A 26677-nucleotide genomic window follows, 5' to 3' on the forward strand; every position below is an offset into this window, starting at 1 on the left:
GGTCAAATCGGCTGTACGCTTTTTTGTTTGCGTTGTTCGATGACGAGCACAATACTGATCACAACAAGTAAAAACCAAGAACTAATTTTCCCGAGATGGACGAGCGACCAAGCGTGCTGTTGATTTGGATATTGCCATGCTCCTAAAAAGGTGGTGACATTTTCGGCAATCCAAATAAAGAACCCAATCAGCAAGAATGAGACGACAAGCGGCATTCGAAAAGTAGAAGAACCAACCTGAAACGACACAGATGTTTTTCGAAATACGACAACAAGCAGTAATGTCAGCCACCATCTCAGATCATAGAACCAATGATGCGTAAAAAAGTTGAGATAAATACTCAAACTGGTTCCAATCGAAAGAAACGGATGCGGCCATGAACGGACCTGTACGTGAAGCCGGGACAGTGCCTGATAAATATAGCTTGCTACACTTGCATACATAAATCCGCTATAGAGCGGAACCCCAAAGACTTTTGTATAAGCCTCTTCAGGATAGGACCAAGAACCCATATGAACTTTATACAATTCTAAGCTAATACCTATCAGATGAAATAGACAGATCACCTTCAATTCATTCAATGTCTCCAGCCGAAGCGTCATCATCAGGATCTGAGCCGCGAGGCAAAGCAGTAGAATGACATCATACCGGTGAAGAAAAGGAATAGAAACCATCTTTGATATGGCAAGCGCCGCAAAGATCATGACGGGGAATAGACATGAGATGGCCTGTAAATAAGCAAAATGGAATAATGTTTTCATACAAAGTGAACCCTCTTTTCATTGTCTGAAATGACTAAGACGGATTTAGCAAGGGAAAAGTTACCTCAATTAGATATTCATGAACAATTTGTGAATACGTATGTGAAAAAGATCACAAATTAGTTTTAAAGTAGTATAATAAGATCATAAAGAAAATGTGAAGAAATTCACATAAATTAAAGGGAGGCATCATCATGTTTACAAAATTCTTACAAACGAATGTATGGGCAGCGGTTATCCTTTTGGTAGCAAGACTTTATATCGGTTGGACTTGGCTCACATCTGGTATAGGAAAACTAACAGGCGGATTCGATGCATCTGGGTATTTACAATTTGCGATAGCTGAACCTGTTGTCAAAGATGGAAACCTTGTGTATCCGTTCTATGTATGGTTTTTAGAAAATGTCGCTTTGCCGAATGCTGGACTATTTAGTGCCATGGTCATGTGGGGAGAAATTTTAGTAGGTCTAGGATTAATTGTTGGATTATTCACAACAACCGCAGCATTTTTCGGAAGCATGATGAATGTCTCTTTCTTACTAGCTGGTACCGTCTCTGTTAACCCGCTTCTTCTGCTCATTGCCATCATCATCATGGCTGCGAAAGGAAATGCAGGCAAATTTGGACTTGATTATGTCGCAGGTCCAGTCTTGAAACGAACAATGAAAAGAAAGCCGCATTTAGAAGTGGCTTCATAATAAAGAAAAAGCATCCTCAGCTTTTGCTCAGGATGCTTTTTTATTTAGGAATCAGCTTTCACCAAGTTAATATGCAAGACGGTGAGCTTCTGCTGACTGATATCTGGATCATGACCGACGATAAATTCCAGCTCATAATCTCCAGTTCGATACACGTATTTTTTTTCTTTTGTCTGTGGGATGGTACTGACTGAATCCGCTTGTCCAAGTTGTTTCTTTAGTAGGGAAGGGGTCATTCCGCCGATATTCGTTTCTTTTTCTATATTTGTGCCGAAATAACGAATTTCATCAATTTTGCCTTTTGCATCATAATGAAAAGCAAATCCCGGATTCCCCATTTCAGCATGATACAAATCAAAGCTACTTTGGCCTGTTTCTGGATATGGATTTCCTAGTTTATGATGGACATCCTTCTTTGTTTGAACACCAATTTTAAAGCCTTTTGCATAATACGGCATTTGTCCTTTATGTGCCAGCTCATAAATGGTGTTTAAAGCGGTTGTCGGACCTTGAGGAACGGATTGCTCGACTGCTGATTTGCTCATGGCATGTGCTGGGGCTACAGGGCTGAATCCAATGAAGGCGGACGTAGCGAGTGAAGCAGTCATGACAAAAGCGGTTGTTTTCTTCATGATAAAATCCCTCCTTCTTCTTTCTATACCCGGTGAAATAGGGGTCAAACGTGAAAAGAACCAGCTGATCAGAGATCGGCTGGTTCTTAAAATGAGAAAGTTATTTTGATGAAGAGCTTGATTCATCTTTGGCGGAAGAGGAATCTTCTTCATCCTGTACTTTCTTTGTATAGTCATATTGATTGCGGTCAATCGGTGTAAAGCCTTTAGGCTTGTAGAAACGGAGTAAATCTTCGGTGACAATCTTATCAGATGTCTCAAGCATCTTTTTCACCGTTTCATTTTCTTGTGATGCCTTATCAGTCGGCTCGATTTTCTCGCCTGTTTTGTTGCTGTAATAGTTATTGCCTACTTTTGTGTAATCCTTAGAGACGAAGTCACCATTTCTAAATGGCACTAGCTCTTTGAAATTATTCGATAAGATATCAGAACCAGACATTAAATAGTTCTTCGTATCATCGCCAAGCAGGTGTAGAAGGGTTGGTGCGACATCGACTTCACCAGAGTATTTATGAATCTGTCCGCCTTTTACGCTTGGTACATGGATAAAGAGCGGTACACGCATAAGCTGCGCATTTTCATAATCTCCAATTTTTTGTCCTGTCACTTTTTCCATCGCTTCATTGTGGTTTTCAGAAATGCCGTAATGGTCACCGTACATAATGACGACTGTATTGTCATAGAGACCAGACTTTTTCAGGTCGTTGAAGAACTGTTCAATGGCTTCATCTAAATAATGAGCGGATTGGAAATAGTTATTGACGACAGAATCTCCGAAGTCACCAGGTTCGAAATCGGTATCCCCTTCATCCATTCCAAATGGGAAATGGTTTGATAACGTAATGAATTTCGAATAAAACGGCTGCTTTAAGTTTTCAAGCATGGGCATAGATTCTTTGAAGAATGGTTTGTCTTTCAACCCATAGTTCTTCGTATCTTGCTCATTCATATCGTAGTACTCAGAATCGTAAAATCTGTCATATCCAAACGACTTAAACATTTCATTACGGTTCCAGAAGGTTTTTGTATTGCCGTGGAATTCTGCTGACGTGTACTGATCCTTCTTCAGGATGCCAGGAATGGCTTGATACGTGTTTTGCGCTTTGTTAATAAAAACAGAGCCTTGTGATAATGGGAATAGCCCAGTATCCATCATAAATTCAGCATCAGACGTTTTTCCTTGCCCTGTTTGATGGAAGAAGTTATCAAAGTAAAACGTTTTGTTGTCGTGTGCCAATGAATTAAGGAAAGGCGTCACTTCTTTTCCGTTTACTTTGTAATCAATGACAAAGTTTTGCAGAGATTCAAGAGAAATCGTAATCACGTTCATGCCTTTCGCTTTCCCGTAATAAGCAGGGTTAGGATCAGCACTGTTCGCTTTTAAATAGTTCTCTACATCTGTCACGTCATTTGAATTTGCCAGAGCACGCTGGCTGTTTGATTTCACATTTTGAATGGCATCAAACACTGTAAAGTTATAAGCACCTAAATATTTCACTAAATAATTGCGGTCAAACGACCTTGATAAAAGCTCTGGACGATCAATCTCTGCAGCGACTAAATTCATCACAAAGATGACAACAGAAGACACAAGGACGAGTCTAAACGATTTTGACTTTTGAACAGGTACAGTAGCTGTACTTGTTTGCTGCTTTTTCATGCGGACTGCGAGTACGATCAAAATGATGGTATCCATAAAGTAAAACATATCAGTCCAACGCATGAGTGAAAATGCACTATCACCTAATTGTCCGCCATTCGTTCCTGCCTGCATCACGGTAGGCAGCGTGATAAAGTCATTGAAGAATCGATAGTACACGATGTTTGCGTATAGTAAAAAAGACATGAAAAAATGAATCACAATGATAGCGGCAGGCTGCCATTTTTTCTTGAACAATAAAGCAAAGCCAAGAAAGAACAAGCTGGAGCTAATAGGATTCACGAAAAGCAAAATATGCTGAAGCACATTTGATATACCAAGTTTAAATTCAATTAAATATGCCGAATACGTTTTGAGCCAAAGTAAGATGACTGCAATAACAAAGAAGCCGAGGCCTCGTTTTTGAATAAATGTTTTCATAAAAACACTCCTTTTCTCCGATACACGGAAGAGGCGGAACGAAAGAAAACGAACCATTAGAATATACCATGAAATGAGCAAATAGAAAAGTGATAACCGGCGAAGTATGTCTAACAGCTCGTCCCAGCAATAAAAGGGTAGAAAACGAAAATTTTCGCTCTTCGAAAAACTTTTTGTGAAATTCATCCTATTATTAACAGAAAATTCAGCAATTTTCCAGTTGCTATATCAATAAAACAGGTAAAAAGGCACGAGTCTAAAGAATTAATTTGGTTTCTACAATGATGAATTAGAGAGTATTTCCAGTGTTTCTTAATGTTTATGCAGGTTAAGTAAAAAAAATGAGAAGAAGAACGGAAAAGGGATATGGAGGATATTTCCTGTGTTGAGATATATCAATATATTTTTTTGTTTCATTAACATAATGGTTTTGATGTGTTTTGTAAGGGTTTTATCTATTTTGATGAATGAACAAATTATCTAAATATACTTAAGTAAACATTTCGAGACTATAAACTTTTGAATTGGGGTCGATATAGACTTTGACAGGAAATCTTCCATTGAAAGGATTGATAGTATATGACTGTACGAGCAAACAACCTCGTTCAGAACTGGTTTCCGAGTGAGGACGGAAATGCAGCAGAGCGTAAAGAATTCATCAAATTGATGGAGCAGATTGTTTCAGGGGTCGATCACCTGAAAGATCCGAACCGTGCACACCTAAAGGGTGAAAAGAATCGTGAGGAGGATTTTTACCAAAAGCTCACTGAAACAAGTCAAATTCCGATGAACGGCCAACAAGCGGAACTTGTGAATGAAGAATTACTGAAGCTTTTACATAACCATCCTTACCACACAAAGTATTTCTTCACGAACATTTTACCGATGGCAAGTACACCAGGAATTCTAGGCATGCTGACGGCGATGCTGGTAAACGGAAACAACCTATGGGATGTGTATGGACCAGCAGGAGCGGAAGCTGAGGTCAGAGTGGTCTCAATGATGTCTAAGCTCATCGGATATGATCCAACTGTGAGCGGGGGATATACAACATGGGGAGGTCAAGGAGCCATTTTCTCAGGACTGCGTTTAGCGATTGCAAAAGTTGCGCCAGAGTCACTGCGAAAAGGAGTTCCGCAAAACCTTTATGCGTTTTGTTCTGATGCGGCACATTACAGCTTATTTAAGTCAATGGAAGCAACAGGACTTGGCACAGACAACTTGATCAGAATTAAAACGAATAAAGATCATTCGATGGATATGGAAGATTTACGTTGTCAAATGGAACGTGTTGCACAGGATGGCGGGATTCCCGTTTATATTGTCGCAACAACCGGAACAACAGATGCCATTGCAATTGATGATGTAAAAGGGGTACGTGAAACAGCAGAAGCTATTGCTGAGGAATATGGTCTAAAGGTGCCGCATATTCATGCGGATTCAGCACTCGGCGGATTCTTTGCTTTCTTTAATGAGTATGATCTAGCTGAAAACCCGCTGCAATTCTCAGACGGTGTTCTTCGTATGCTAAAAGAAATCCAAGCGAAATTCCAGCATCTTTCTCTTGCTGACACGATGTGCTTTGACTTTCAAAAGCTCGGCCAAACACCTTACACATCTAGTTTATTCTTAGTGAAAAACGCGGCAGACCTAAAGCGTTTAGATCTAGAAGAACAAGAGACTCCATACGTTGGTCATAGAGGCTACGGCGAATACCATACGGGTTATACACTGGAATGCTCAAGAATGGGAAGCTCGATTAGTATGCTGAGTGTGCTGTTAACGTTTGGGGTTGAAGGCTACCAGCGCTTGCTCGGTCAATTCTTAGAAGTGAACCTTGCCTTCAGAGAAGCACTTAGTAGGGAAATTCCGCAAGCAGAAGTCGTGAATGATGACAACGTCGGAATGGCTACATTGTTTAGAATTTACCTAGATGGCTCACCGCGCTTTCAAGAAGAAATTTCAGGCGAAGCGACGGCGATGGAAATTGAGCGGAACAATGAATTGAACAAAATGCTGTTTGAAAAGCTTGGAGAGAAAAGAGACGAAATGTTCTTTGGTGATACAACGAAGTTTTTACTTGTAAATGCTAAAGAAGGACAAGAATTCTATCTAAGTGTTAGTAAGTTTTTTGTCATCTCACCTTATACGTTACCAGAGCATATCCCACATATCGTATCTTATTTAAAAGATGTGATCGCATCTGTTTGTGGACAATTTGAACATGTACATGCTTAAATCAAATCTGAGAGTGGAGATGTAGGAAAAAATGGCGAAACAAAGGAAATTTGGAGGATACACGATATCCTCTAAAATCATGTCAGTCGTTGTCGTAACATTACTTGCAACCGTTGCACTATTCGTTCTAACATTCTATCTAGTCAGCCAGGATTTATCATCCCAGTTATTAAAGCAATTTGATTATCGATTAACAACAGATATTGATACAGCGAAGAAAGAGATCGATAATGTGGATGGAAACGTCCTTGGTGTTAGCGGGAAAGATGATCCCCTTTATGTGGAGGTCAAAAAGAAATTCACAGAGCTTCAAGAAGATCATACGCTTGAGAACTTATATGTGCTTTCTAATAAAGGCGGCAAAGAAAGAATTATTATCTTAACCGGAGAAGAAAATGATTTTGATCAAGATTATGTCTTTTCAGATGAGATGAAACAAGCGCTCTCTGAAGATAAAATGGTCAAAAGTGATATTTACAAAGACTCATTTGGAACACATAAATCAGTCTTTTTGCCAATCAAGGATTCAGGCGGTGAGCTGACAGGGATTTTAGGCATTGATTTAGATGCGTCTGTCGTGCCTCAAACAACGCAGAAGTTAATGATCTATATCACAGCGGCATCTGCTATTGTGCTGATCGGTGGATTACTCTTCTCATACTTCATGGGAAGAAGGATTGCAAAACCAGCACGCTCCTTGATGGAATCAGCGAACCGAATTGCTGATGGTGATTTAACTGGTATGGTAGAGGTTGAAAGTAAAGATGAGATCGGTCAACTTGCCGCATCCTTCCAAAAGATGCAGGGACGGATTAAAGAGCTCATTTCGAAAATCTCAAACTCATCTAGTGAAGTATCGAAAATGTCTTCACAGCTTCGTACGGTGACGACTGAATCAAGTCAAAGTGCGCAGCAAGTATCAGAAGCTATGACGAATATGAGTGAAGGAATCAATGATTCTGTCGCAAATATTACGGATTGTACGACATCCGTTGCAGAGATTGATACTCAAATCGAAGGCGTCACAAAAGAAGTCGATGAAATGAAATCTGTTTCATCTGATGTACAAGAGCAATCAGAATCTGGTCAAAAATTAGTGAACCATGTGCTTGATCATCTGAATATGCTACATGACAAGATGACCAACTCCAAGCAGGCAGCAGAAGAATTACAATCTCATTCAACGGAGATTGAAAGTGTCATCTCGATTATTACGGACATTTCAGCCCAAACGAATCTACTCGCACTGAATGCTTCAATTGAAGCAGCACGTGTTGGAGAAGAAGGAAAAGGGTTTGCTGTTGTGGCAGATGAGGTGCGTAAGTTAGCTGAGCAATCAGCGGATGCGGCTAAAACCGTTTCAGATCTTGTCATCGGCACACAGGAAAACAGTCAGCGCGTTCTTGAAAGTGTAGAGGAAAGTAGTAAAGCAGTGGAAGAAGGACGTGAGCAAATGGAAGGCACGTCACAAAACTTCGCTTTGATTTACGACGGTGTATCTCAGTTTTCAAGAAGAACGAACAATTTGCTTGCTTCTATTAAGCAAGTTGAGCAAGCATATCAAACGATTTCTACATCAATTGAGCAAATTTCTGTTGTATCGGAAGAACATGCAGCCAGCTCTCAAGAAGTAGCGGCAGCAACAGAACAGCAAAGTGCTGGCATGCAGCAAATTTCAAGTGCGATTGAACAGCTCTCTGATATGTCAGAGGACTTAGCACATATGGTTTCTACTTTCAAAATCGACAATAAATAACGAGAAAGGGCTAAAATGATCTTGATTTTAGCCCTTTGTCTTCTTTTCAGCGTGACATGAAAACCTTTGCAGCCCTAGGAAGGACGAGCACCGGAGCGGAGCGAATTTGACAATCGTGAGCACCGAAGCGCAGACCTGACAACGAATGCGAGGGTTTGTCTACACGCTGAAGCTGACTCTTGTGAGAGAGTCAGCTTTTTTGCTATGCTTAAACAAATTGTTGCAGGCGAAAGGAGAACGCCATGGATTTTGCGCAGAGATTATCAGAAGAACGGATCAAAAAAGCGATGGATAACGGAGCTTTTGAAGGATTATCTGGCTTTGGCAAACCTCTGCCTAAAGATGACGCTGCTCATATACCTGAAGAACTAAGAATGGGCTATCGGATGATGAAAAATGCTGGCTTTGCTGGGGAAGAAACAGCACTGAAAAAAGAACTCATGACCGTCAAAGAACTGCTTCATTCCAGTATAGACGGTGAGGAAAGAAAAAAGCTTTCTCTCATATGTGAAGAAAAACAAAAACGACTGGATGAACTCACATCTAAGCGGCAAACTTTTGCTCGTCCAGCCTCCTCCTTTTATAAAAACAGGGTCTACGAAAAATTAACGGAGCATAAAAAAAGATGATGACACGCTGCCTCTCCTGAGCACATTGAGGGGGCTTTTTTTATGAAAGCGCTACATTTTGTTGTTGACTACATGTATATACAAATATAAAATAATAATCAAACATGTATATACAAGTTTTTTGGTTCTTTTTTCTTATAAAAAACGATCTCGGAGGGGATAGCATGGCTGATTATCAGGCAGCAGCAGATCAGATTGTGAAAGCCATCGGCGGCAAAGAAAACATTGATCAAGCGACACATTGTGTGACAAGGCTGCGCTTTGTGCTGAAGGATGAAGGAAAGGTTGATGAGAAAGCACTTGAACAAATAGAAGAAGTGAAGGGATCTTTCTCAGCGAACGGTCAATACCAAGTGGTGATCGGCCAAGGGGTCGTCAATCGGGTATATGCCGAAATGGTGAAACAGACAGGGATTGGCGAAGCCACAAAAGAGGACGTGAAGCGTGCCTCTGATCAAAAATTAAATCCATTGCAGCGTGCTGTGAAAACGCTTGCGGACATTTTTATTCCGATTCTTCCTGCCATCGTCACCGCCGGTTTATTAATGGGGATTAATAATATTCTAACAGCTCCTGACATTTTCTTTGATCAAAAATCGATTGTCGATGTGTATCCGGCTTGGGCTGATTTAGCGAATATGATCAACTTGATTGCAGGCACTGCCTTCACATTCTTGCCTGCCTTAATCGGCTGGTCAGCCGTGAAGCGGTTTGGTGGAAATCCGCTCTTAGGGATGGTCCTTGGGCTGATGCTCGTACACCCAGACTTATTAAATGCATGGGGCTATGGAGCGGCAGAAAAGTCCGGTGAGATTCCAGTCTGGAACTTGTTTGGACTTGAAGTGCAAAAGGTAGGGTATCAAGGACAGGTTCTTCCGATACTCGTCGCCTCGTATTTACTAGCGAAGCTCGAATTGTTTATCACAAAACGGACACCTGAAAGCATTCAGCTATTAGTGGTTGCTCCGATTACGTTATTAGTCATTGGCTTTTTATCCTTTATTGTCATTGGACCTATCACATTTGCAATCGGCAACGTGTTAACATCTGGACTTGTTGCTGTATTCCAGCAGTTCGCAGCACTTGGCGGTCTATTATACGGCGGTTTGTATGCAGCGTTAGTCATTACTGGAATGCATCATACGTTCCTTGCTGTTGATATTCAATTGATTAATTCAAAACTGCACGGTACGTTTCTATGGCCGATGCTCGCACTGTCTAATATCGCACAAGGGTCAGCCGCACTTGCAATGATGTTTGTTTTGAAAGATGAAAAGCAAAAGGGTCTCTCGCTCACATCAAGTATTTCTGCTTACTTAGGAATTACCGAGCCAGCGATGTTTGGTGTCAACTTACGCTACCGGTTCCCATTTATTTTCGCCCTTATTAGCTCTGGTTTAGCCGGTATGTTTATCGCCTCTCAAGGGGTGCTGGCAAGCTCAGTTGGTGTTGGAGGCATTCCGGGAATCTTCTCTATTATCCCGAAATATTGGGGCGCATTTGCGATAGGGATGGTCATTGTCCTCATCGTCCCATTCATCGGAACCCTTTTGTATGCAAAGCTGAAAAAGAAGAAAGATGTATCACAAGAACTTAACTAGTGGTGGTGGATGAAATTGAAACAACAAACTAACGAACCGTGGTGGAAAAAAGCGGTGGTCTATCAAATTTATCCGAAGAGCTTTTTAGATACAACGGGCTCAGGTACAGGCGATATCAATGGTGTGACAAAAAAGCTCGATTATATTAAAGAGCTCGGGGCGGATTGTATTTGGCTCACGCCAATGTATGAGTCCCCGCAGCATGACAACGGCTATGATATTAGTGATTACACAAAAATCCATGACATGTACGGCACAATGGCGGATTTTGAACACATGCTGAAAGAAGCCCATGATCGAGGTATACGAGTCATCATGGATTTAGCCGTCAATCATACATCCATTTTCCATAAGTGGTTTCAAGCATCACGCGAGTCAAAGGATAATCCTTATCGAGATTATTATATTTGGAAGGAGCCCAAGGCAGACGGCTCCCCGCCAAATGATTGGCAGTCAAAATTTGGCGGTCCAGCATGGGAGTTAGATGAAGTAACAGGTGAGTATTATCTTCATTTATACGATGTCACCCAAGCGGATCTCAATTGGGAAAAGGATGAGGTGCGCAGGCAAGTATATGACATCATGCACTTTTGGTTTGAAAAGGGAATTGATGGATTCAGGCTGGATGTCATCAACAACATCTCAAAAGATCAGCGCTTCTTAGATGATGCTGGACAGTCTGTACAAGGAGACGGCCGGATGTATTATACGGATGGTCCAAGAATTCATGAGTTTCTGCACGAAATGAACCAAGAGGTTTTTTCGAAATATGACAGCATGACCGTCGGAGAAATGTCTTCAACGAATATCGCAGACTGCATTCGGTATACAAGACCGGATCGGCAGGAGCTGGATATGACGTTTAATTTTCATCATTTAAAGGTCGATTATCCAAATGGAGAAAAATGGGCCATCGCACCATTTGATTTTCATGAATTGAAGTCGATTCTGTCTGAGTGGCAGACGAAAATGCATGAGGGTGGCGGCTGGAATGCGCTCTTCTGGTGTAATCATGATCAGCCACGTATCGTCTCAAGATACGGTGATGACGAAACGTACCATCAGCAATCAGCGAAGATGCTGGCGACCACCATTCATCTCATGCAAGGGACGCCATATATTTATCAAGGTGAAGAGATTGGTATGAAGAATCCTCAGTTTGAGGACATCTTGTCTTACCGTGATATTGAATCACTCAATATGTATGAAGCCATGCTTGAAAAAGGGAAATCAAAGGAAGAAGCGCTTGCCATTTTACAGGTCAAGTCAAGAGATAATGCGAGAACTCCGATGCAGTGGACCTCAGAAAAGAACGCAGGTTTCTCAAAAGGAACACCATGGATTGAGCCAGCCAATAACGACATTTCAGTCGAAGCTTCATTAAAAGACAAGACGTCTATTTTCTACCATTATCAAGCCCTTTGTAAGCTGCGTAAAGAACTTGACGTGATCACATATGGAAGCTTTACCTTACTCTTAGCAGATGACCCGAAGGTTTTTGCTTATGTGAGAGAAAGCGGTGAGGAGAAGCTTCTTGTGATCAATCACTTTTACGCAGGAGAGACGGACTTTACGCTTCCTGATGAGCTTGTGCAGGCTGTAGACGAGATGGAGGGGCAAGTGCTGTTATCCAATTATGAGGATGCACCGGAAGATATGAAAGGATTTACGTTGCGTCCATATGAGTCAATCGTTTATCATTTAACCAAACGCTAGAAAATGGGGCGGAGGGAAAATGAAAGAGAATAAGTTTCGAGTGATTTATGATCAGCTCGCAAAACGAATTGAACAAGGTGAATGGCAGGATAAAGGCATTCTGCCATCAGAGCATGAGCTGTCCTTGATGTATGACACATCCCGTGAGACGGTAAGAAAGGCATTAAATATCCTTGTGCAAAATGGCTATATCCAAAAAATCCGCGGGAAAGGCTCTGTCTTACTGAATCGAGAGAAAATGCAATTTCCAGTCTCGGGTCTTGTCAGCTTTAAAGAACTTTCTCAAACGCTTGGCCGGAAGACTGTTACGACGGTTCACGAATTTGGTTTAATCAAACCGGATCAGTATATTCAGTCTCAGCTGAAAATAAGTGGGCAGGAGGATGTCTGGGAAGTCATTCGGTCTCGTAATATTAGCGGAGAAGAAGTGATTTTAGACAAGGATTACTTTTTGCAAAAGCATGTGTCCGTCTTGTCAAAAGACATATGCGAAGGGTCCATCTACGAGTATATTGAAGGAGAGCTTGGTGTATCAATCAGCTATGCCCAAAAGGAATTTGTGGTAGAGCCATGTACAGAAGAGGACGCCAAGTATCTTGATTTGAACGGGTTTGACCATGTTGTCGTCGTGAAGAATTACGTGTTCTTAGAGGATACAAGTTTATTTCAATACACTGAAAGCCGTCACCGATTAGACCGCTTCAGATTCGTTGATTTTGCAAGAAGAGAAAAAAAGGAAAATTCTTAGAACTTCTTGAAAGTCAAGCTATCAGAATAAAATAGATTGATGATTATTAATGAAGTAGCGTCAGGAAAATGTGGATTTACAACGACAAAGAAATGCCAAATGAAAAAGCTCAACTTCTCTACAAATCAAAATAGAGTAATTGAGCTTTTTAGCTACTTCATTTATTCATTTATTGAATTCATTAACTGTAAGAAGTATTCAGGTTTATGAGTTTTATTTAGGTTATACCATGAATGTAATGCATCTGGTGTAAATACATCTATCTTTCTCAGTACTTCCATTGCAAATTCCAGAGGAGCTATTCCCGATGCAGTGACTAAATTTGCATCAGAAACCGCAGGTCCCAACTCATAGAACTTTTCTCCTTTATAGTTAGGGCATACCATTTTGGTATATTCTAAATTATTACTTGTATGCTTTCTAGTATCCAAGTATCCCATGTTCGCAAGGGCATCAGTTGCACCACAAATTGCAGCAACAATAGTGCCAATCTTTAAAGCTTGGTCAATATTTTTCAAGACCGGTTGATGCATTTCTTCATTCCAAGTCGTTCCTCCTGGTAAAATTAAAAGATCTTTACACTCAAGAGTACATTCATTAAGAGAAATATCTGGTTTTATGTTTAGTCCTCCCATAGTAGTAATCATTTCTTTATTAGCTCCTACTGTAATTACTTTTAAAGGTGCTAAATCTTTTTTGAAATATCTTCCTGAGTTTAGTTCAGCAATTAAATATCCATATTCCCAGTCCGACATTGTATGAAATACATATAGAAAAGCTTTTTTTGTTTGCATCCAATAGCACTCCAATCACAATTGATATAGCTATTATAATAAAACTTCCCTGACAGTTAACGTCAGGGAAGTTTATCATTCTTGATAAAATTTTATTAATTCAGTCAGAACTTCAATAAGTTTTTTCTTAAGACTTATTGGCTCAATCACTTTAATAGATTTATTGTACGGTAAAAGTAAATAAGGTACATATGTATGTAACATATCTTTTTCAAGAAGAAAAACTGCTTGATTTGAAGTTCGTTCTTGTAAATAATGTCCTAAAAACCAATGTTGGCAAATATCAGCCAATACACTTTGATCCCCATGAATAACCAAAGAAATAACTTCTTCCTTATCTTCTATAGTTGGGAGGAGATTTTTTATAAAAAAGTCACGTGCTGAAAAATTTTCTGGCCGGTTAAACTTATTTTCGGTTAGCGTTAGACTTTCGATTCGGTCTACTCTAAAACTGCGGATATCATTCCTAAGATGACAAAATCCAATCACATACCACTTATTATTCCAATAGGTAATTCTGTACGGATCGACCAATCTATCATTTAATTGCTTTACGCCACTTTTATGGTAAAGAATTTTTGCTGAAAACCCGTCAGCTACAGCTTGCTCTAACTCCTTCAAAAAAGGTTTCAAAGAGAGTGGACTTAACCGATTTATTACTTCAAGACTAGTTAAATGTTGATTTATCTTTGTTTCCTGCTCTTGATTTGAGTATTTACTTAGTTTTGAAATGGCCCGATTAAGTGCTTCACCTCCATAATATCCGGCTTCTTCTGCAAATACAGCAGCATGAAATAGTGAAGTTTGCTCCTCAAAATCAAAAAAAAGAGGAGCCTCAATAAAATTGTTCAATAACGTGTATCCACCGTTATGTCCCGGTTCTGACATTATAGGTACGCCACTTGTTGAAAGTGTATCAATATAACGATACACAGTCCTTACATTCATTTCTAACTTTTCTGAAATTTGTTTTGCCGTAATTTTTTCACCTGAACGGAGCATCCATAGAATTGCTAACATATTGTCAATTTTAGGCATATAATTCCACCTCATATGAAATTTCAATAAACTCTATTTTTCGTTATACAACTTAATCTATTTATCATATCATGTAATTCATTTATTGATTCAGCCACTTGGCTTGATATAGGTTCAAAGGAATAACTAGTTACGCCCACATCTCTTTAGTATAGTATCTTTGCAACAATGTCTACCAGTAACTTTTGCTGGTCGCTGTACAATTTCAGTCGCAAAAGGTGTTACCACAACAGCTATTCTTCTTGGGATTCCAACTATTCCATGAAAAGAGGACAGAGCTTAGGCTCTGTCCTCTTCCTTTAGGATGATACATTGTTTCTTGTGCGCTTGCGCTGGTAGTAATAAAGGATACCGCCAGCTCCGAGCATGAGCACACCGATTAGTACAGCTGTATACATCATTGTGGCTGTATTCGGTAGTGTGCCGCCTGGGAGGCCGGTTCCATCTTGGTTTGGATCTGTACCTGTGCCTCCGCCTGGTGCTGTTGTTCCGCCGTCTCCACCAGTTTGATCTGGGGTTGTGCCAGCAGCCCCGCTTTGGTTAAGGACCGTGTATTCGCTGAAGTGATCAGTTTGACCTGAAACGACTCCGTTTTCAAAAGATCCATTACTTGTTTTGGTGTAACGATTTTTCTTGCGATCCACATAATACACACTAGGTTTTTTTGCCTTTTGAGGCTCGTCTAGTGTAAAGGATAGTGTGACCGGGTCTTTAAAGGTTGAAACCTTTTTCTTGTCTTGTTTGATTTGGAAGTCATACGTATCCGTTAATGCGTTTTTCACTTTATCCGTCTTTGTCATCCATATATCTGCGTTTTTCTCGGATAAATTGGAGAGCGGCAATGCGAGTCCCACTTTGTCATGATAGATGGTGACGTTTGGATCTTGCTCTCTTTTCTTCAGCTCGGCTACTTGCGCTTTTGATAGAGACAATTGAACGTTTTTCGCTTTGCTTGCTTTGTCTAAATAGAGTAATGCTTTGTTTGTATGCTGCACATACGTTTGGAATTTCTCATCATCTTGAATGTCATAAGCGCCTTTTCCTTTCGCACGAGGAAGGAACACTTCTTTCACCCTGTGATCGATGACAGGCGAAATCTGTCCGTCTGCTTTTTCGATTTGCTCTTTGAAGATTTCATAGTCAACATACCCTAAGTCTTCTCCGTGAGAAGCTTCTGTAAAGACGCTGTAGCCGTCGCCGCCTGTACCGACAAATGCGTTTGTGGCTACGCGGTATGTTTTCTCATCATCAATGTCTGTCAGTTGACCTTTTTGGTCTTTCAGTTTCACATCAATTAGTCTGCTGCCAGCTGGTTTACTGAGCGTAAACGTATATTCAATCCCAGCAACATGAGGGAATGCGCCTCCGCCTTCCTCAATGCCTGACAGCCCTTGTTCGAGTGCTTTCTTAATTTGACTGCCTTTTAAATCTGCGACATAAAGTGTATTTCCGAAAGGCATCACCGTTAAAATATCACCTAAAGTGATATCACCTTTTTCGATGCTTCCACGAATACCGCCGCCGTTTGTGATGGCAAGGTCAGCTCCAGCAGATTCTTGCGCTTTCTGCAGCATGCCGTCGGCAATAAAGTTCCCAAGATTCGTTTCCTTCGCACGGACGTGCTCACGTTGACCGTCTAAAAGGACATCTGTATGTCCGACTTTTTCTGTCTTTAAATCTTGAATATCTGCTTTGTACCCATCAAGAATCGCTTTTGCCTCCGCATCTTCTTTGACAGAGTCATCGATCGGGATCAGGTCAAAAGAGGATTCTTTTGGCTGGACGACACCTTTTTTGTCAAAGGCCACATCTACTTTTCCTAAAAATTGACCGTAGTCTTTCACCTGAGCGACAATCGTAGGTTCTTTTTTATTGATGACCTTTAATTTTTCAACAAGGGTGTGCGTGTGACCGCCAATGATTAAATCAATTCCATCGACTTTTTGAGCGAGCTCAAGGTCACGGTTGTAGCCAATGTGAGTTAACGCTATGATTTTATTGATTTTTTCTTCTGTTTGAATGGTGTTGACAGTTTCTTTTGCTTTTTTGTACGCATCTTTAAATTGAATGTTAGGACCGCTGCTGGATGTAATGGCTGTGTCTTCAGTCGTTAAGCCGAATACAGCCACCTTTTCACCGTTTACATCGAGAAGGATGTAAGGGTAAATTCCGGCTTCTTTTTTCTCACCAGCTTTAAATGAGGCTGGTTTTTTCACTAAGTCACTCAATTGTTTTTCCTTCGAGACATCCACGTTTGATGACACGACTGGGAATCGAGGCTTTTCAAATTGATGACGGTTTTTCGGATCGACATCTGATGCATCACCTGTCAGGAATTGACGGAGTACAGAAGGACCTTTGTCAAATTCATGATTACCAAACGTCATGGCATCATATTTCATTAAGTTCATCAATTTCAGATCAGCAAGTCCTTGCCACTTTGTGAAGTACAGGTCACCAGAGAAGACATCTCCAGCGTCTAATAGAATATTGTTCTTATTTTCAGCACGGACTTCTTTAATCTTTGTTGCGCGTCTTGCCGCATCATCAAGATGTGCGTGTGTATCATTCGTATGCATCACTGTTAAATTCCAGTTGTCTGATGCAGGCGGTTCTGTTGTGCCATCGTCTTTAAAGGCTAGCTTGTACACACCAAGACCATCTGTGCTTGCGTTACGAATAAAGTCTACGCTGCTTGATTTCTCAGCAAACGGTTTGGCTAAAAGAGAAGATTCAAAAGTGACGGTTGCGCCTTTGACCGGTGCAATCGACCAGTTTTGATCTGCACTTGGGTTGATCGTTTTTTGTTCGATTATATAATCCATCAGTACTTGGCGGTTCTCATCTGCTGAGGCTAGCACTACTTTATCTTGCGTCAGATGAGGGAAGCCTCCGCCGCCAGAAGCACGATAGTTATTTGTTACGACTAAAAATTCTTGATTGTCAGAGACGGGTTTCCCGTTGTAAGACAAGTTTTTGATGCGGTTGGCATTGGCGTTGACAAGTGTGCCTGTTGTGCTGTATTTAGCCGGCTGCGTCACATCGACTTGATATGTCACGCCATCAATTACATCAAAGTTATACGAGCGGTATTCCTCGTTTAAAATCGGTTGTTCTTTTGCATCGTTCGGTTTGATCTGATTAAACTGGCCAGCAGACATTTCTAACCAGTCTTTCACTTCACTGCCTTTCAGTTTCACAATCTGCACAGTGTTATCGTAAAGGTAGAGATCGCCGATGTTCTTAATCGCTAAATCTCCTTTTGCGATATTTGTATAATAGTTTACACCGTTTCGGCCGCCGGCTTTAAACGGAGCACCTGCAGATAAAATCGGTAAATTTTGATACGATGTGTCCTTCATTTTTTCTTGTGCATACCATTTTTGGGCATCTGTCACAATTTGAATCGAAGGGTCATCCATCACTTGAGCGAAAAAGCTGTTAATGTCTGCTTCTGTTTTTCCAACAGGCTTTCTCACGTAATCAAGTGTGTTTTGATGCGTTGTTTGAATGGCATCTTTTACGGTGCTGTTTTGAGATGATACTCCGGCAACAGATTCGATCTTGCCTGTTCCGTCTGTGACCTTCCAGTTGCTGCCGTCAGGCTCTAGTGTTAAATCAATGACCCCGAGGTAGCTGCCCCAGTTTTTTGACATGACGACTGGGATGCCGTTGATGGTTCCTTTTGAGACATTGAATTTGTCGACGCCGTTATATTCAGCACTTGGGAATGTGCCATGCTGGTGGCCTGATACAATGGCATCGATACCTTTTGTTTTCGTGGCAAGATCAAAGATCATATTTTCTGATCCTTTAGGTGAAGCGGTTTTTTCAATTCCTGTATGAGCAAGAGCGACAATGACATCTGCGCCTTTCTCTTTCATTTCAGGAATGGTTTCATTGGCAGATTCGACGATGTCCTGCACTTGGACTTGTCCATCTAAATGCTTCTTATCCCACGTCATAATTTGGGGTGGAACGAATCCTATGTAACCAACTTTCACAGTTTGTGAGGTTCCGTTTGCATCTTTAAAGGTTTTATCTTGGATCACATAAGGTGTAAAACGGTGTTCTCCATTTAGCTTTTTGACGTTCGCATTGACAATCGGGAAGTTAGCGCCCGCAATGGTACCGTCAAGGAAGGATAATCCGTAGTTAAATTCATGATTACCAAGTGTTCCTGCATCGTATTTAAGTTTGTTGAGTGTATGGATAATAGGGTGAACCTTTGTTTGATTAATGATGCTGTCTTTCTCTTGTTTGTAAACGTATTCTCCAAGAGGGGTTCCTTGAATCAAATCTCCGTTATCAACAAGGAGTGTATTTGGGTTTTGTGATCGGTGCTTGTCAATTAGCTCGGCTGTTTTTGCCAAACCAAATTCATTTGTTTCTTTGTCGCTGTAATAGTCATAATTCATCATGTTCGCATGAACATCGGTTGTGGCTAATATGCTGACCTTTACGGCTTTGCCGCTTTCTGTTTCTGCATGAATAGGTACTGCTGGGAGAATGAGACTAATCATCATAATGGAAGTGAGCAGAATAGACAGGTTTTTCCTTCGTTTAGACCTATGTGCTTGCTTCTTCACCTGATCTCCGCCTTTCTAATTTTTTTGACCACAATACCTATTGTAGAAATGTTTCGTTAACTTTTGTAGTTATTTTTTGAAGTTTATTGTAAAGATAACATAAATCATACGAATTACCTTGTTAAGGGAATGTGAATGAGTCTAAATGCTTATTTTTATCATGATGGGCTTTCTGATAGGGATAGGATGTTTGATTTCAACATGCAGGGGTATAGTGTGTAGTGTAAACGATAATCAAGCAGGAGGGTTTCTACATGGGTAAGAAAATTGCAGTTGTATTAACAGATTACTTTGAGGATGTTGAATTCACCGAGCCTGCAAAAGCCTTTAAAGATGCAGGCCATGAGATCACAGTCATTGAAAATGAAAAAGGTAAAACAGTGAAAGGGAAGCAAGGAGAGGCAGAAGTAAGAGTGGATGCGTCTATTGACAACGTGAAGCCTGAAGACTTCGATGCACTTCTCATTCCTGGCGGTTTCTCACCAGATATTCTGCGTGCAGATGATCGTTACGTCCAATTCACTAAAGCATTTATGGATGAGAAAAAACCAGTATTTGCGATCTGTCACGGACCGCAATTGCTCATTACAGCAAAAACGCTTGAAGGAAGAGGCGCGACTGGCTATACATCCATCAAAGTTGATATGGAAAACGCAGGCGCTACATTTAAAGACGAAGAAGTCGTCGTTTGTCAGGATCAGCTTGTGACAAGCCGTACACCTGATGACATTCCAGCCTTTAACCGTGAATCATTAAAACTGCTTGAAAAATAAATCGCAGTTGTAAAAGGATATAAAAAAGCCAGCACCTTTCAGGGGGGCTGGCTTTTTGTGTGCATGATGTAAGAAAACTGGGTGTAGATCATAGAAACAGTTTCCTTTTTCACCATTATTTTCTTAAGTTTTTTAGCTCGCTTGCGATGGCTTGCATTTCACTTGGGCTGAATGAAGATTTTTTCATCACCATTTGGTGAAGAAATTCAATATCTTCGTACTTGTCTGGACTGAAGTCCTCTGCTTTGATGACTCCAATGTTCAGCATATTTAACTTTTGCGAAATGTCTTCAATCAGCTGATTGACTTCAGCCGCTTTTTGCTCTGACAAGGGCGGCACGTCCTTTCCTGCATATGTGTCGAATAATATGTCTATTTTAACAGAAATGCACAAGAATAAAAGGGCTATTAAGATGACACAGAGATATTCTTCTCCTTTTTCTCCTGTTTAATCTTATCAATGATTCGTTTGGATTCAAATACGACCACCCCTGATAAACCGATGAGCCCGATTAAGTTTGGAATCGCCATCAGTCCATTGAGCATATCTGCCACACCCCAGACGAAGTCATTTTTAAACACGGCACCGAAAAAGACAGCCATCACAAACACGATACGATAATACATGACGTACGAATCCTTCGCCAAATATGTAAAGCATTTTTCGCCATAATAGGACCAGCCAATGATGGTGGAATAAGCAAACAAGAGCAGCCCGATTGCCACAATGGTTGAGCCAACTGGACCAAGGAAGTGAGCAAAGGATAACGAGGTCAGTGCATCACTCTTCACTGTTAAATACATATCTGCCATCACAATGGTAATGCCAGTGATAGAACAAACAATGATTGTATCAATAAACACTTGCGTCATAGAGACGAGAGCTTGACGGGCAGGCATATCCGTTTTCGCAGCCGCAGCCGCGATTGGTGCTGACCCAAGACCTGCTTCATTGGAAAATACTCCTCGTGCCACACCCCAGCGAATGACAGTCCCAATTGCACCACCTGCCACGGCTTGACCGGTAAAGGCATCTGAGAAAATAAGCCCGACTGCGCCTGGAACAAGATCAGCATTCATAACAAGAATGATCAGACCGCAAATGACGTAAAATAAAGCCATGACCGGTACAAAAATAGAAGTGACCCTGCCAATGCTTTTAATTCCGCCTAAAATCACAAGAGCCGTAAAAGCTGTAATGATGATACCTGTAACCCATGTTGGAATTTGAAAAGTAGAATTCATAACGCCTGAAATGGAATTAGACTGTACCAGATTGCCGATCCCAAAGGCAGCGCTGGCACCGAAAACAGCAAATAGCACCCCTAGCCATTTCTGTTTTAACCCGTGCTCTAAATAATACATAGGTCCGCCAGACATTTCGCCTTTTTCGTTTTTGACCCTGTATTTTACAGCAAGAACAGCTTCTGCAAACTTGGTGGCCATCCCGAAAAATGCGGCAAACCACATCCAGAATACTGCACCAGGACCACCCGCTATAACAGCCGATGCGACACCTACGATATTTCCTGTACCGACAGTTGCAGCAAGAGCCGTCATTAAGGCTTGGAAATGGGAAATATCCCCTTCTGACATTTTGTCTTGTTTTGAAAAAGCGAGTTTTAAAGAATAAGGAAGTAATCTAATTTGAATGAAGAGAACGCGAAAGGTGAGGTATATTCCAGTACCAACAATCAAAATCAACAGGGGAGGCCCCCACAAAAAATTGTTCATCGTTGTGACAAACTGCTCAATTATTCCCATCTAATATCCCCCTTTGTTTGTGTAATTCTCCTAAAGTTTCTCCTGTTTTTGTGTATTTTGTCAATGGCGATGAGAGCTTTTCTTGCAAAGTTTTCAAAAGAAAAGGGAGTTGATATGATAGAGAAAAGGTTTTCGAAAAGAACTCTTAGGGAAAAGATAGGAGGAGAATGAAGGATGATTCATGTGTTATTCGTGTGTCTTGGCAATATTTGCAGGTCACCGATGGCAGAGGCCATGTTTAGAAAAAAAGTAGAAGATGAGGGGCTTAGCGAGCACTTTGTGATTGATTCAGCAGGTATTGGCGGATGGCATCAAGGCAGTCCTCCGCATGAAGGAACGCGAAAGCTGCTTGATGAAAAAGGCATCAGCTATGAAGGAATGGCCGCAAGAGAAATCATGGATGAAGACATTACAACATACGACTATATCATTGCGATGGATGCTGAAAATGTTGGGGCACTTCGCAGTATAGCCGGCTATGGGAAACATCACTTTATTGGCCGTCTTCTTGATTTTGTAGAAGACGACGATCGAGATGATGTGCCAGATCCTTATTACACTGGGAACTTTGAGGAAGTCCATGAATTAATTGAAACAGGAATTGACCGTTTTTTGACGTATGTAAAGAAAGAGAACGACCTTTAACTGAAAGGAGATCAGACGAGATGGAAGAAAAAAATCAAATTGTGCTCCGAGGAGCTCTCTTAGGTGCAGCTTGCGGCGCATTGCTGACTTTATTTCATCGACCAACAAGAATTGCACTCAAAGACAAATGGAATGCCTGCCAGCAAAAGCTGGAAGAGGTCTGCCAAGAGCCAAGTAGGATATCAACTTGCATGAAAGAAAAGATGGAAGAAACGAAGCAGCTGATGCGAACAGTCTCAGATGATTTGTCATTTTTAAATGAACAAGTCAATCAGTTAAAGGAAACAACCCCAAGGGTATTAGAAATTATTGAAGAAACAAAGGATCACTTTCAATCGAAACAGACAGATTGATCATTGGAGATGAGGCGTATGGGTTTTATTAAAGCGTTAATTGAACGCTTTTTGCTACATGAAGGACCGGCAAAATCTGCTGAGCTTGCCTATTTCTTTTTGCTTTCATTATTTCCGTTTCTCATCTTCGTACTGACACTCGTTGGATATTTGCCACTGACGTCCAAGGATGTCCTGAGTGTCATTTCCGGTTATGCGCCAGAAGGAGCGCTTTCGATGATTGAATCCATTGCCGAACAGACGCTAAATAATCGGAACGGTGGGTTATTGTCGTTCGGGATTATTGCCGCCCTTTGGTCTGCATCTAACGGTATTAATGCCGTCGTCAGAGCATTTAACCATGCTTACGAAGTTGAGGAGAATCGTTCCTTCATTCTCGTACGTTTAACATCGATCATTTTAACGATCGCGATGGTTTTGACCATTATCTTTGCCTTAATGCTGCCTGTCTTTGGCAAAGAACTTGGTTTATTTGTCGCTAAATTAGTTGGGCAGTCAGATGCCTTTCTGACTATATGGACTGCGATGAGATGGATCATTAGCCCGCTGATTTTATTGATTGTTTTTACATCTTTATACTATTTTGCTCCAAACATGAGGCTGAAATTAAAATTTGTTCTGCCAGGTGCCATTTTTGCATCGATTGGTTGGATTTTGGTCAGCATGCTGTTCTCATTTTACGTAGGCGAGTTTGCCAACTACAGTGCGATGTACGGAAGCATTGGGGGAATCATCATTTTAATGATCTGGTTTTATTTAACCGGCATCATGATTATCCTTGGCGGCGAACTCAATGCGCTTTTACATAAGCGTAAAATTGCACCAGGCAAACTATAAAGAAATCCGGGCATCCTATAGAAGAACGATTAAGTTCAAACTAAATGGATGGGGGAAATCACATATGTCCAAACAATCGAAAAAAGGCGGAAGCAATACGAAACAAAACAAAGGCCATCAGCCTAAGCACAAAACAAGCGGCAGTGCGAACGGGCAAAATGGATATCACTAAATGAAAAAGACTCCTCTGCATAGGTGCAGGGGAGTTTTTATTTAGAAATGGCTTCATTGGAGTTTTCCAGAACTGCCGCCGTTCGCCCAAATCGAACGCAGAAAAACACGAATAATATCACGATACTGACAAGGTAAAGTAAATTCATACCTTCAAACGTTTGCACAAAGATTCCACCGAGAACAGGCCCGAGAATACTTCCCGCACTAAATGCCATTCCGCACATCAAATTTCCAGCAGGAAGCAGATGCTTTGGCAATAAGTCGGTCATATAACTGATGCCAAGTGAGAAGGTAGAGCCTACAGCCATTCCGGCAATAAAGAAACAAATTGCAACAGCCAAAACTGATTGAATGAAAATTCCTGCTAATAAGAAAAAGAAAGATCCAACGAGAGTGACACATAAAATGATGCGGCGCCTGCCAAACCGGTCGCTAAGCATCCCGAGAGGCAGCTGAAAGACAATACTCCCAATAGCAAACGCAGGTAAAATAAACGCCACTGCATCCACTGTCACCCCGCTTCTGAGTGCATACACAGGGAAGTTGCTATTAAGTGTCGTTTCTAAAAAGCCATAGCAAAATGGCATCATAAAGGCGACCCAGCCAAATTGAAAGGCTTTCTTAAAGCGCTTCAAACTATTTGTCTGCTCCGACGTCTGCACTTCGCCCGTATCTGGATATGTATTTTTCAAAACAAACACAAGCAGCCAAATACATAAGCTAACAGCACCAGAAACAATGAAAGGTAATGATGGGTTGATTTCAATGAGTGGTGTTAAAAAAGGTCCAGCGGCAAAACCAAGTCCAAAAGATAACCCATACAATGAAATATTTCGCCCGCGGTTTCTCGATGACGACGCATAGGTCACCCACGTCTGTGTAGAGAAATGGAGCATATGATCACCAATCCCGATCATGAGCCGCAGGAAGAACCAGACAACATAAGATTCTAAAAACACAAAACTGAACAAGCTTAAAAAGACAGCGGCGCCTCCAATGACAATTAACGGCTTAAACCCAAACCGGCGAAGCGGCGCTTCCATAAATGGAGATGCTAGCAGTACGCCGAGATATAAGCCTGTGGCATGCAGTCCGTTTAACGTAGGAGAAGTACCGGCATGTTCAAAAATAATCGAAATGACAGGCAGTAACGCTCCCTGTGAAAAACCAGATACAGATACAAGTAAAATTAAAATCATAAAGTGAATTCTCGACATAAGAAGCTCCTTACAAGTTCATATTTTCATCGTACAATGGAACCATAGTGGTTTCAATAGAAAGGTGGAAAAGGAATGAAACTGAGATACGAAACGGATCGGTGGATCACTGAAATAGATGAAAGGCAACTGCATATATCAGGAAATGAAGAAACGGGATACAGACCATCTCAATTGTTCACCTCGGCTATTGCGGGCTGTTTTGGAGAGATGCTCATTCATGTATGCCGAAAAAAGCGAATACCTTATGAAGGGCTGACGCTGACACCTGAAACGACAAGAGCAGGGGCTGTAAACAAAATCTCCCGTATTCATTTACATATTTTATTTGAAGGCGTTCGTACATCTGATGAACAAATAGAGAAAGTCATTACACTTGCATTGAAGCATTGTGCGATGGTGCAGTCCGTGAAAGGAAGTATTGAAATCACCTTCTCACACGAGAAAACCTAAATGTATATGAAGTCGGCACTAACGAAAGAATAACAGTCAGACATATGTAAAGGAGAATGGCTGTATGAATCGTTTGTTTCTTGTGATTGTCGCAATTGGTGTGCCGTTATCTGTGATTGGCAGTTTTCTTCATTTTCCGCAAGTCGTCATGTTTGCTGTGTATTGTATAGCAATTATTGGCCTTGCTAGTTTTATGGGAAGAGCCACAGAAAGTCTAGCTATCATAGCTGGTCCAAGAATTGGCGGGCTTTTAAACGCCACATTTGGGAATGCGGTGGAGTTAATCATATCGTTTTTTGCATTAAAGCAAGGACTGACAGCCATCGTCCTTGCATCATTAACTGGCTCAGTGATCGGAAATTTACTGCTTGTGGCGGGACTGTCTTTTTTCGTTGGTGGTTTAAAATATAAGCGCCAAGTGTTCAATGTCCACGATGCAAGGCACAACTCGGGCTTGCTCATGTTTGCCATTATTGTGGCGTTTGTTATTCCAGAAGTGTTTTCGGTGGAGATGGCTGAGGAGAAGCAATTTGTTTTAAGCATTGGCATTAGCATTGTGATGATTTTGCTTTATGTTGCAGCACTCTATTTCAAACTGGTGAGTCACCGAGGTGTCTATGTTGCCAAGCAGGAGAGCATGGACAGAGAGGCGGAGACCGAAGAAGAAATTCCTGAATGGTCTGGTAAGTTTGCCACTTTGATTTTGCTGCTTGCAACGATTGCCGTTGCGTACATTTCAGAGCGCCTCGTCCATACATTTGATACAGTGGGAGAACAATTTGGCTGGAGTGAGCTGTTTATCGGAGTCATTATTGTGGCCATCGTCGGCAATGCGGCAGAACATGCCTCAGCTGTCATTATGGCGTATAAAAACAAAATGGATGTCGCAGTGGAAATCGCTTTTGGTTCCACACTTCAGGTTGCGATGATGGTGGCACCAATCCTTGTCATCAGTTCGCTTTTTTTCAATACGCAGATGCCGCTCATTTTCTCTTTACCAGAGCTCATTGCAATGGCATCGGCTGTGTTACTCACAGTCATTTTATCAAATGACGGAGATACCAATTGGTTTGAAGGTGCCACATTACTTGCTGCCTATTTCATCATGGCGATTGGATTTTTCCTTTTGTAATCTTTTGTGGATAAGGGACGTCTTTGGGGAAAATACTATGGAAAAATGA

Annotated in this window: 22 protein-coding genes; 13 read left to right on the forward strand and 9 right to left on the reverse strand. The window is 41.2% G+C overall.

Features of this window, described 5'->3' with window-relative positions; genetic code table 11:
- Positions 1-2: 2 nt before the first annotated feature.
- Complete coding sequence (locus tag NKR21_RS03965; RefSeq protein ID WP_012009251.1) at positions 3-761, reverse strand: DUF817 domain-containing protein; 759 nt, start codon at positions 759-761, stop codon at positions 3-5.
- A 194-nt stretch (positions 762-955) separates the two neighbouring features.
- Between NKR21_RS03965 and NKR21_RS03970 the strand changes: the two genes are divergently transcribed.
- Positions 956-1459, forward strand: a complete 504-nt coding sequence (locus tag NKR21_RS03970) for a DoxX family protein (protein ID WP_144457401.1) — start codon at positions 956-958, stop codon at positions 1457-1459.
- Positions 1460-1503: 44 nt separating this feature from the next.
- On the opposite strand, the gene NKR21_RS03975 is transcribed toward NKR21_RS03970, so the two are convergent.
- A complete protein-coding gene (locus NKR21_RS03975) occupies positions 1504-2091 on the reverse strand; it encodes a YjgB family protein (RefSeq protein WP_144457403.1) in 588 nt (195 codons plus the stop codon).
- A 100-nt stretch (positions 2092-2191) separates the two neighbouring features.
- Entirely contained in the window at positions 2192-4171 is a 1980-nt protein-coding gene (gene ltaS, locus NKR21_RS03980) for a lipoteichoic acid synthase (RefSeq protein WP_144457405.1), read from the reverse strand.
- 579 nt (positions 4172-4750) lie between these two features.
- On the opposite strand from ltaS, the gene NKR21_RS03985 reads away from it, so the two are divergent.
- From NKR21_RS03985 to treR, 6 genes are all read left to right on the forward strand, one after another.
- Entirely contained in the window at positions 4751-6409 is a 1659-nt protein-coding gene (locus NKR21_RS03985) for a pyridoxal phosphate-dependent decarboxylase family protein (protein WP_144457407.1), read from the forward strand.
- Positions 6410-6440: 31 nt separating this feature from the next.
- On the forward strand, positions 6441-8165 hold the full coding sequence (locus NKR21_RS03990; protein ID WP_012009256.1) for a methyl-accepting chemotaxis protein: 1725 nt from the start codon (positions 6441-6443) through the stop codon (positions 8163-8165).
- Between the two features lie 242 nt (positions 8166-8407).
- Complete coding sequence (locus NKR21_RS03995; protein WP_012009257.1) at positions 8408-8794, forward strand: DnaJ family domain-containing protein; 387 nt, start codon at positions 8408-8410, stop codon at positions 8792-8794.
- Positions 8795-8958: 164 nt separating this feature from the next.
- Positions 8959-10395, forward strand: a complete 1437-nt coding sequence (treP, locus tag NKR21_RS04000) for a PTS system trehalose-specific EIIBC component (protein ID WP_003213824.1) — start codon at positions 8959-8961, stop codon at positions 10393-10395.
- 15 nt (positions 10396-10410) lie between these two features.
- Positions 10411-12111 (forward strand): alpha,alpha-phosphotrehalase, encoded by a 1701-nt coding sequence (treC, locus tag NKR21_RS04005; protein WP_012009258.1) that lies wholly within the window; start codon positions 10411-10413, stop codon positions 12109-12111.
- Positions 12112-12130: 19 nt separating this feature from the next.
- On the forward strand, positions 12131-12859 hold the full coding sequence (gene treR, locus NKR21_RS04010) for a trehalose operon repressor (protein ID WP_088000730.1): 729 nt from the start codon (positions 12131-12133) through the stop codon (positions 12857-12859).
- Positions 12860-13020: 161 nt separating this feature from the next.
- On the opposite strand, the gene NKR21_RS04015 is transcribed toward treR, so the two are convergent.
- The 3 genes from NKR21_RS04015 to NKR21_RS04025 form a co-directional block, all read right to left on the reverse strand.
- Positions 13021-13653, reverse strand: coding sequence for a type 1 glutamine amidotransferase family protein (locus NKR21_RS04015; RefSeq protein WP_144457409.1), 633 nt, complete (start codon positions 13651-13653; stop codon positions 13021-13023).
- A 75-nt stretch (positions 13654-13728) separates the two neighbouring features.
- Positions 13729-14691 carry a helix-turn-helix transcriptional regulator gene (locus tag NKR21_RS04020; protein WP_144457411.1) on the reverse strand — a complete coding sequence of 321 codons (963 nt, stop codon included), beginning with the start codon at positions 14689-14691 and terminating at the stop codon, positions 13729-13731.
- A gap of 299 nt (positions 14692-14990) precedes the next feature.
- Positions 14991-19280, reverse strand: coding sequence for a multifunctional 2',3'-cyclic-nucleotide 2'-phosphodiesterase/3'-nucleotidase/5'-nucleotidase (locus NKR21_RS04025; protein WP_144457413.1), 4290 nt, complete (start codon positions 19278-19280; stop codon positions 14991-14993).
- A 254-nt stretch (positions 19281-19534) separates the two neighbouring features.
- Between NKR21_RS04025 and NKR21_RS04030 the strand changes: the two genes are divergently transcribed.
- Positions 19535-20053: a type 1 glutamine amidotransferase domain-containing protein gene (locus NKR21_RS04030; RefSeq protein WP_012009261.1), complete on the forward strand. Its 519-nt coding sequence runs from the start codon at positions 19535-19537 to the stop codon at positions 20051-20053.
- 115 nt (positions 20054-20168) lie between these two features.
- On the opposite strand, the gene NKR21_RS04035 is transcribed toward NKR21_RS04030, so the two are convergent.
- Positions 20169-20384 carry a DUF1128 domain-containing protein gene (locus tag NKR21_RS04035; RefSeq protein ID WP_003214000.1) on the reverse strand — a complete coding sequence of 72 codons (216 nt, stop codon included), beginning with the start codon at positions 20382-20384 and terminating at the stop codon, positions 20169-20171.
- 77 nt (positions 20385-20461) lie between these two features.
- Positions 20462-21817: an alanine/glycine:cation symporter family protein gene (locus NKR21_RS04040; RefSeq protein ID WP_012009262.1), complete on the reverse strand. Its 1356-nt coding sequence runs from the start codon at positions 21815-21817 to the stop codon at positions 20462-20464.
- A gap of 174 nt (positions 21818-21991) precedes the next feature.
- Here NKR21_RS04040 and NKR21_RS04045 point away from each other — a divergent pair, with 174 nt between their 5' ends.
- Genes NKR21_RS04045 through NKR21_RS04055 form a run of 3 tightly spaced genes read left to right on the forward strand, consistent with a single transcriptional unit; the run spans position 21992 to position 23652 of the window.
- Positions 21992-22462 carry a low molecular weight protein-tyrosine-phosphatase gene (locus tag NKR21_RS04045; protein WP_144457415.1) on the forward strand — a complete coding sequence of 157 codons (471 nt, stop codon included), beginning with the start codon at positions 21992-21994 and terminating at the stop codon, positions 22460-22462.
- 20 nt (positions 22463-22482) lie between these two features.
- Entirely contained in the window at positions 22483-22815 is a 333-nt protein-coding gene (locus NKR21_RS04050; RefSeq protein WP_012009264.1) for a YtxH domain-containing protein, read from the forward strand.
- Between the two features lie 18 nt (positions 22816-22833).
- On the forward strand, positions 22834-23652 hold the full coding sequence (locus NKR21_RS04055) for a YihY/virulence factor BrkB family protein (protein ID WP_012009265.1): 819 nt from the start codon (positions 22834-22836) through the stop codon (positions 23650-23652).
- A 209-nt stretch (positions 23653-23861) separates the two neighbouring features.
- On the opposite strand, the gene NKR21_RS04060 is transcribed toward NKR21_RS04055, so the two are convergent.
- Positions 23862-25043, reverse strand: a complete 1182-nt coding sequence (locus tag NKR21_RS04060) for an MFS transporter (RefSeq protein ID WP_144457417.1) — start codon at positions 25041-25043, stop codon at positions 23862-23864.
- Positions 25044-25118: 75 nt separating this feature from the next.
- On the opposite strand from NKR21_RS04060, the gene NKR21_RS04065 reads away from it, so the two are divergent.
- Together NKR21_RS04065 and cax are read left to right on the forward strand one after the other, a co-directional pair.
- The gene (locus NKR21_RS04065) at positions 25119-25496 is read left to right on the forward strand and encodes an OsmC family protein (protein WP_144457419.1); all 378 of its coding nucleotides are present in this window, start codon (positions 25119-25121) and stop codon (positions 25494-25496) included.
- A gap of 64 nt (positions 25497-25560) precedes the next feature.
- Entirely contained in the window at positions 25561-26628 is a 1068-nt protein-coding gene (gene cax, locus NKR21_RS04070) for a calcium/proton exchanger (RefSeq protein ID WP_144457421.1), read from the forward strand.
- Positions 26629-26677 lie beyond the last annotated feature (49 nt).

This window comes from Bacillus sp. 1735sda2, from assembly GCF_024159245.1.
Classification (GTDB): Bacteria; Bacillota; Bacilli; order Bacillales; family Bacillaceae; genus Bacillus; species Bacillus pumilus_O.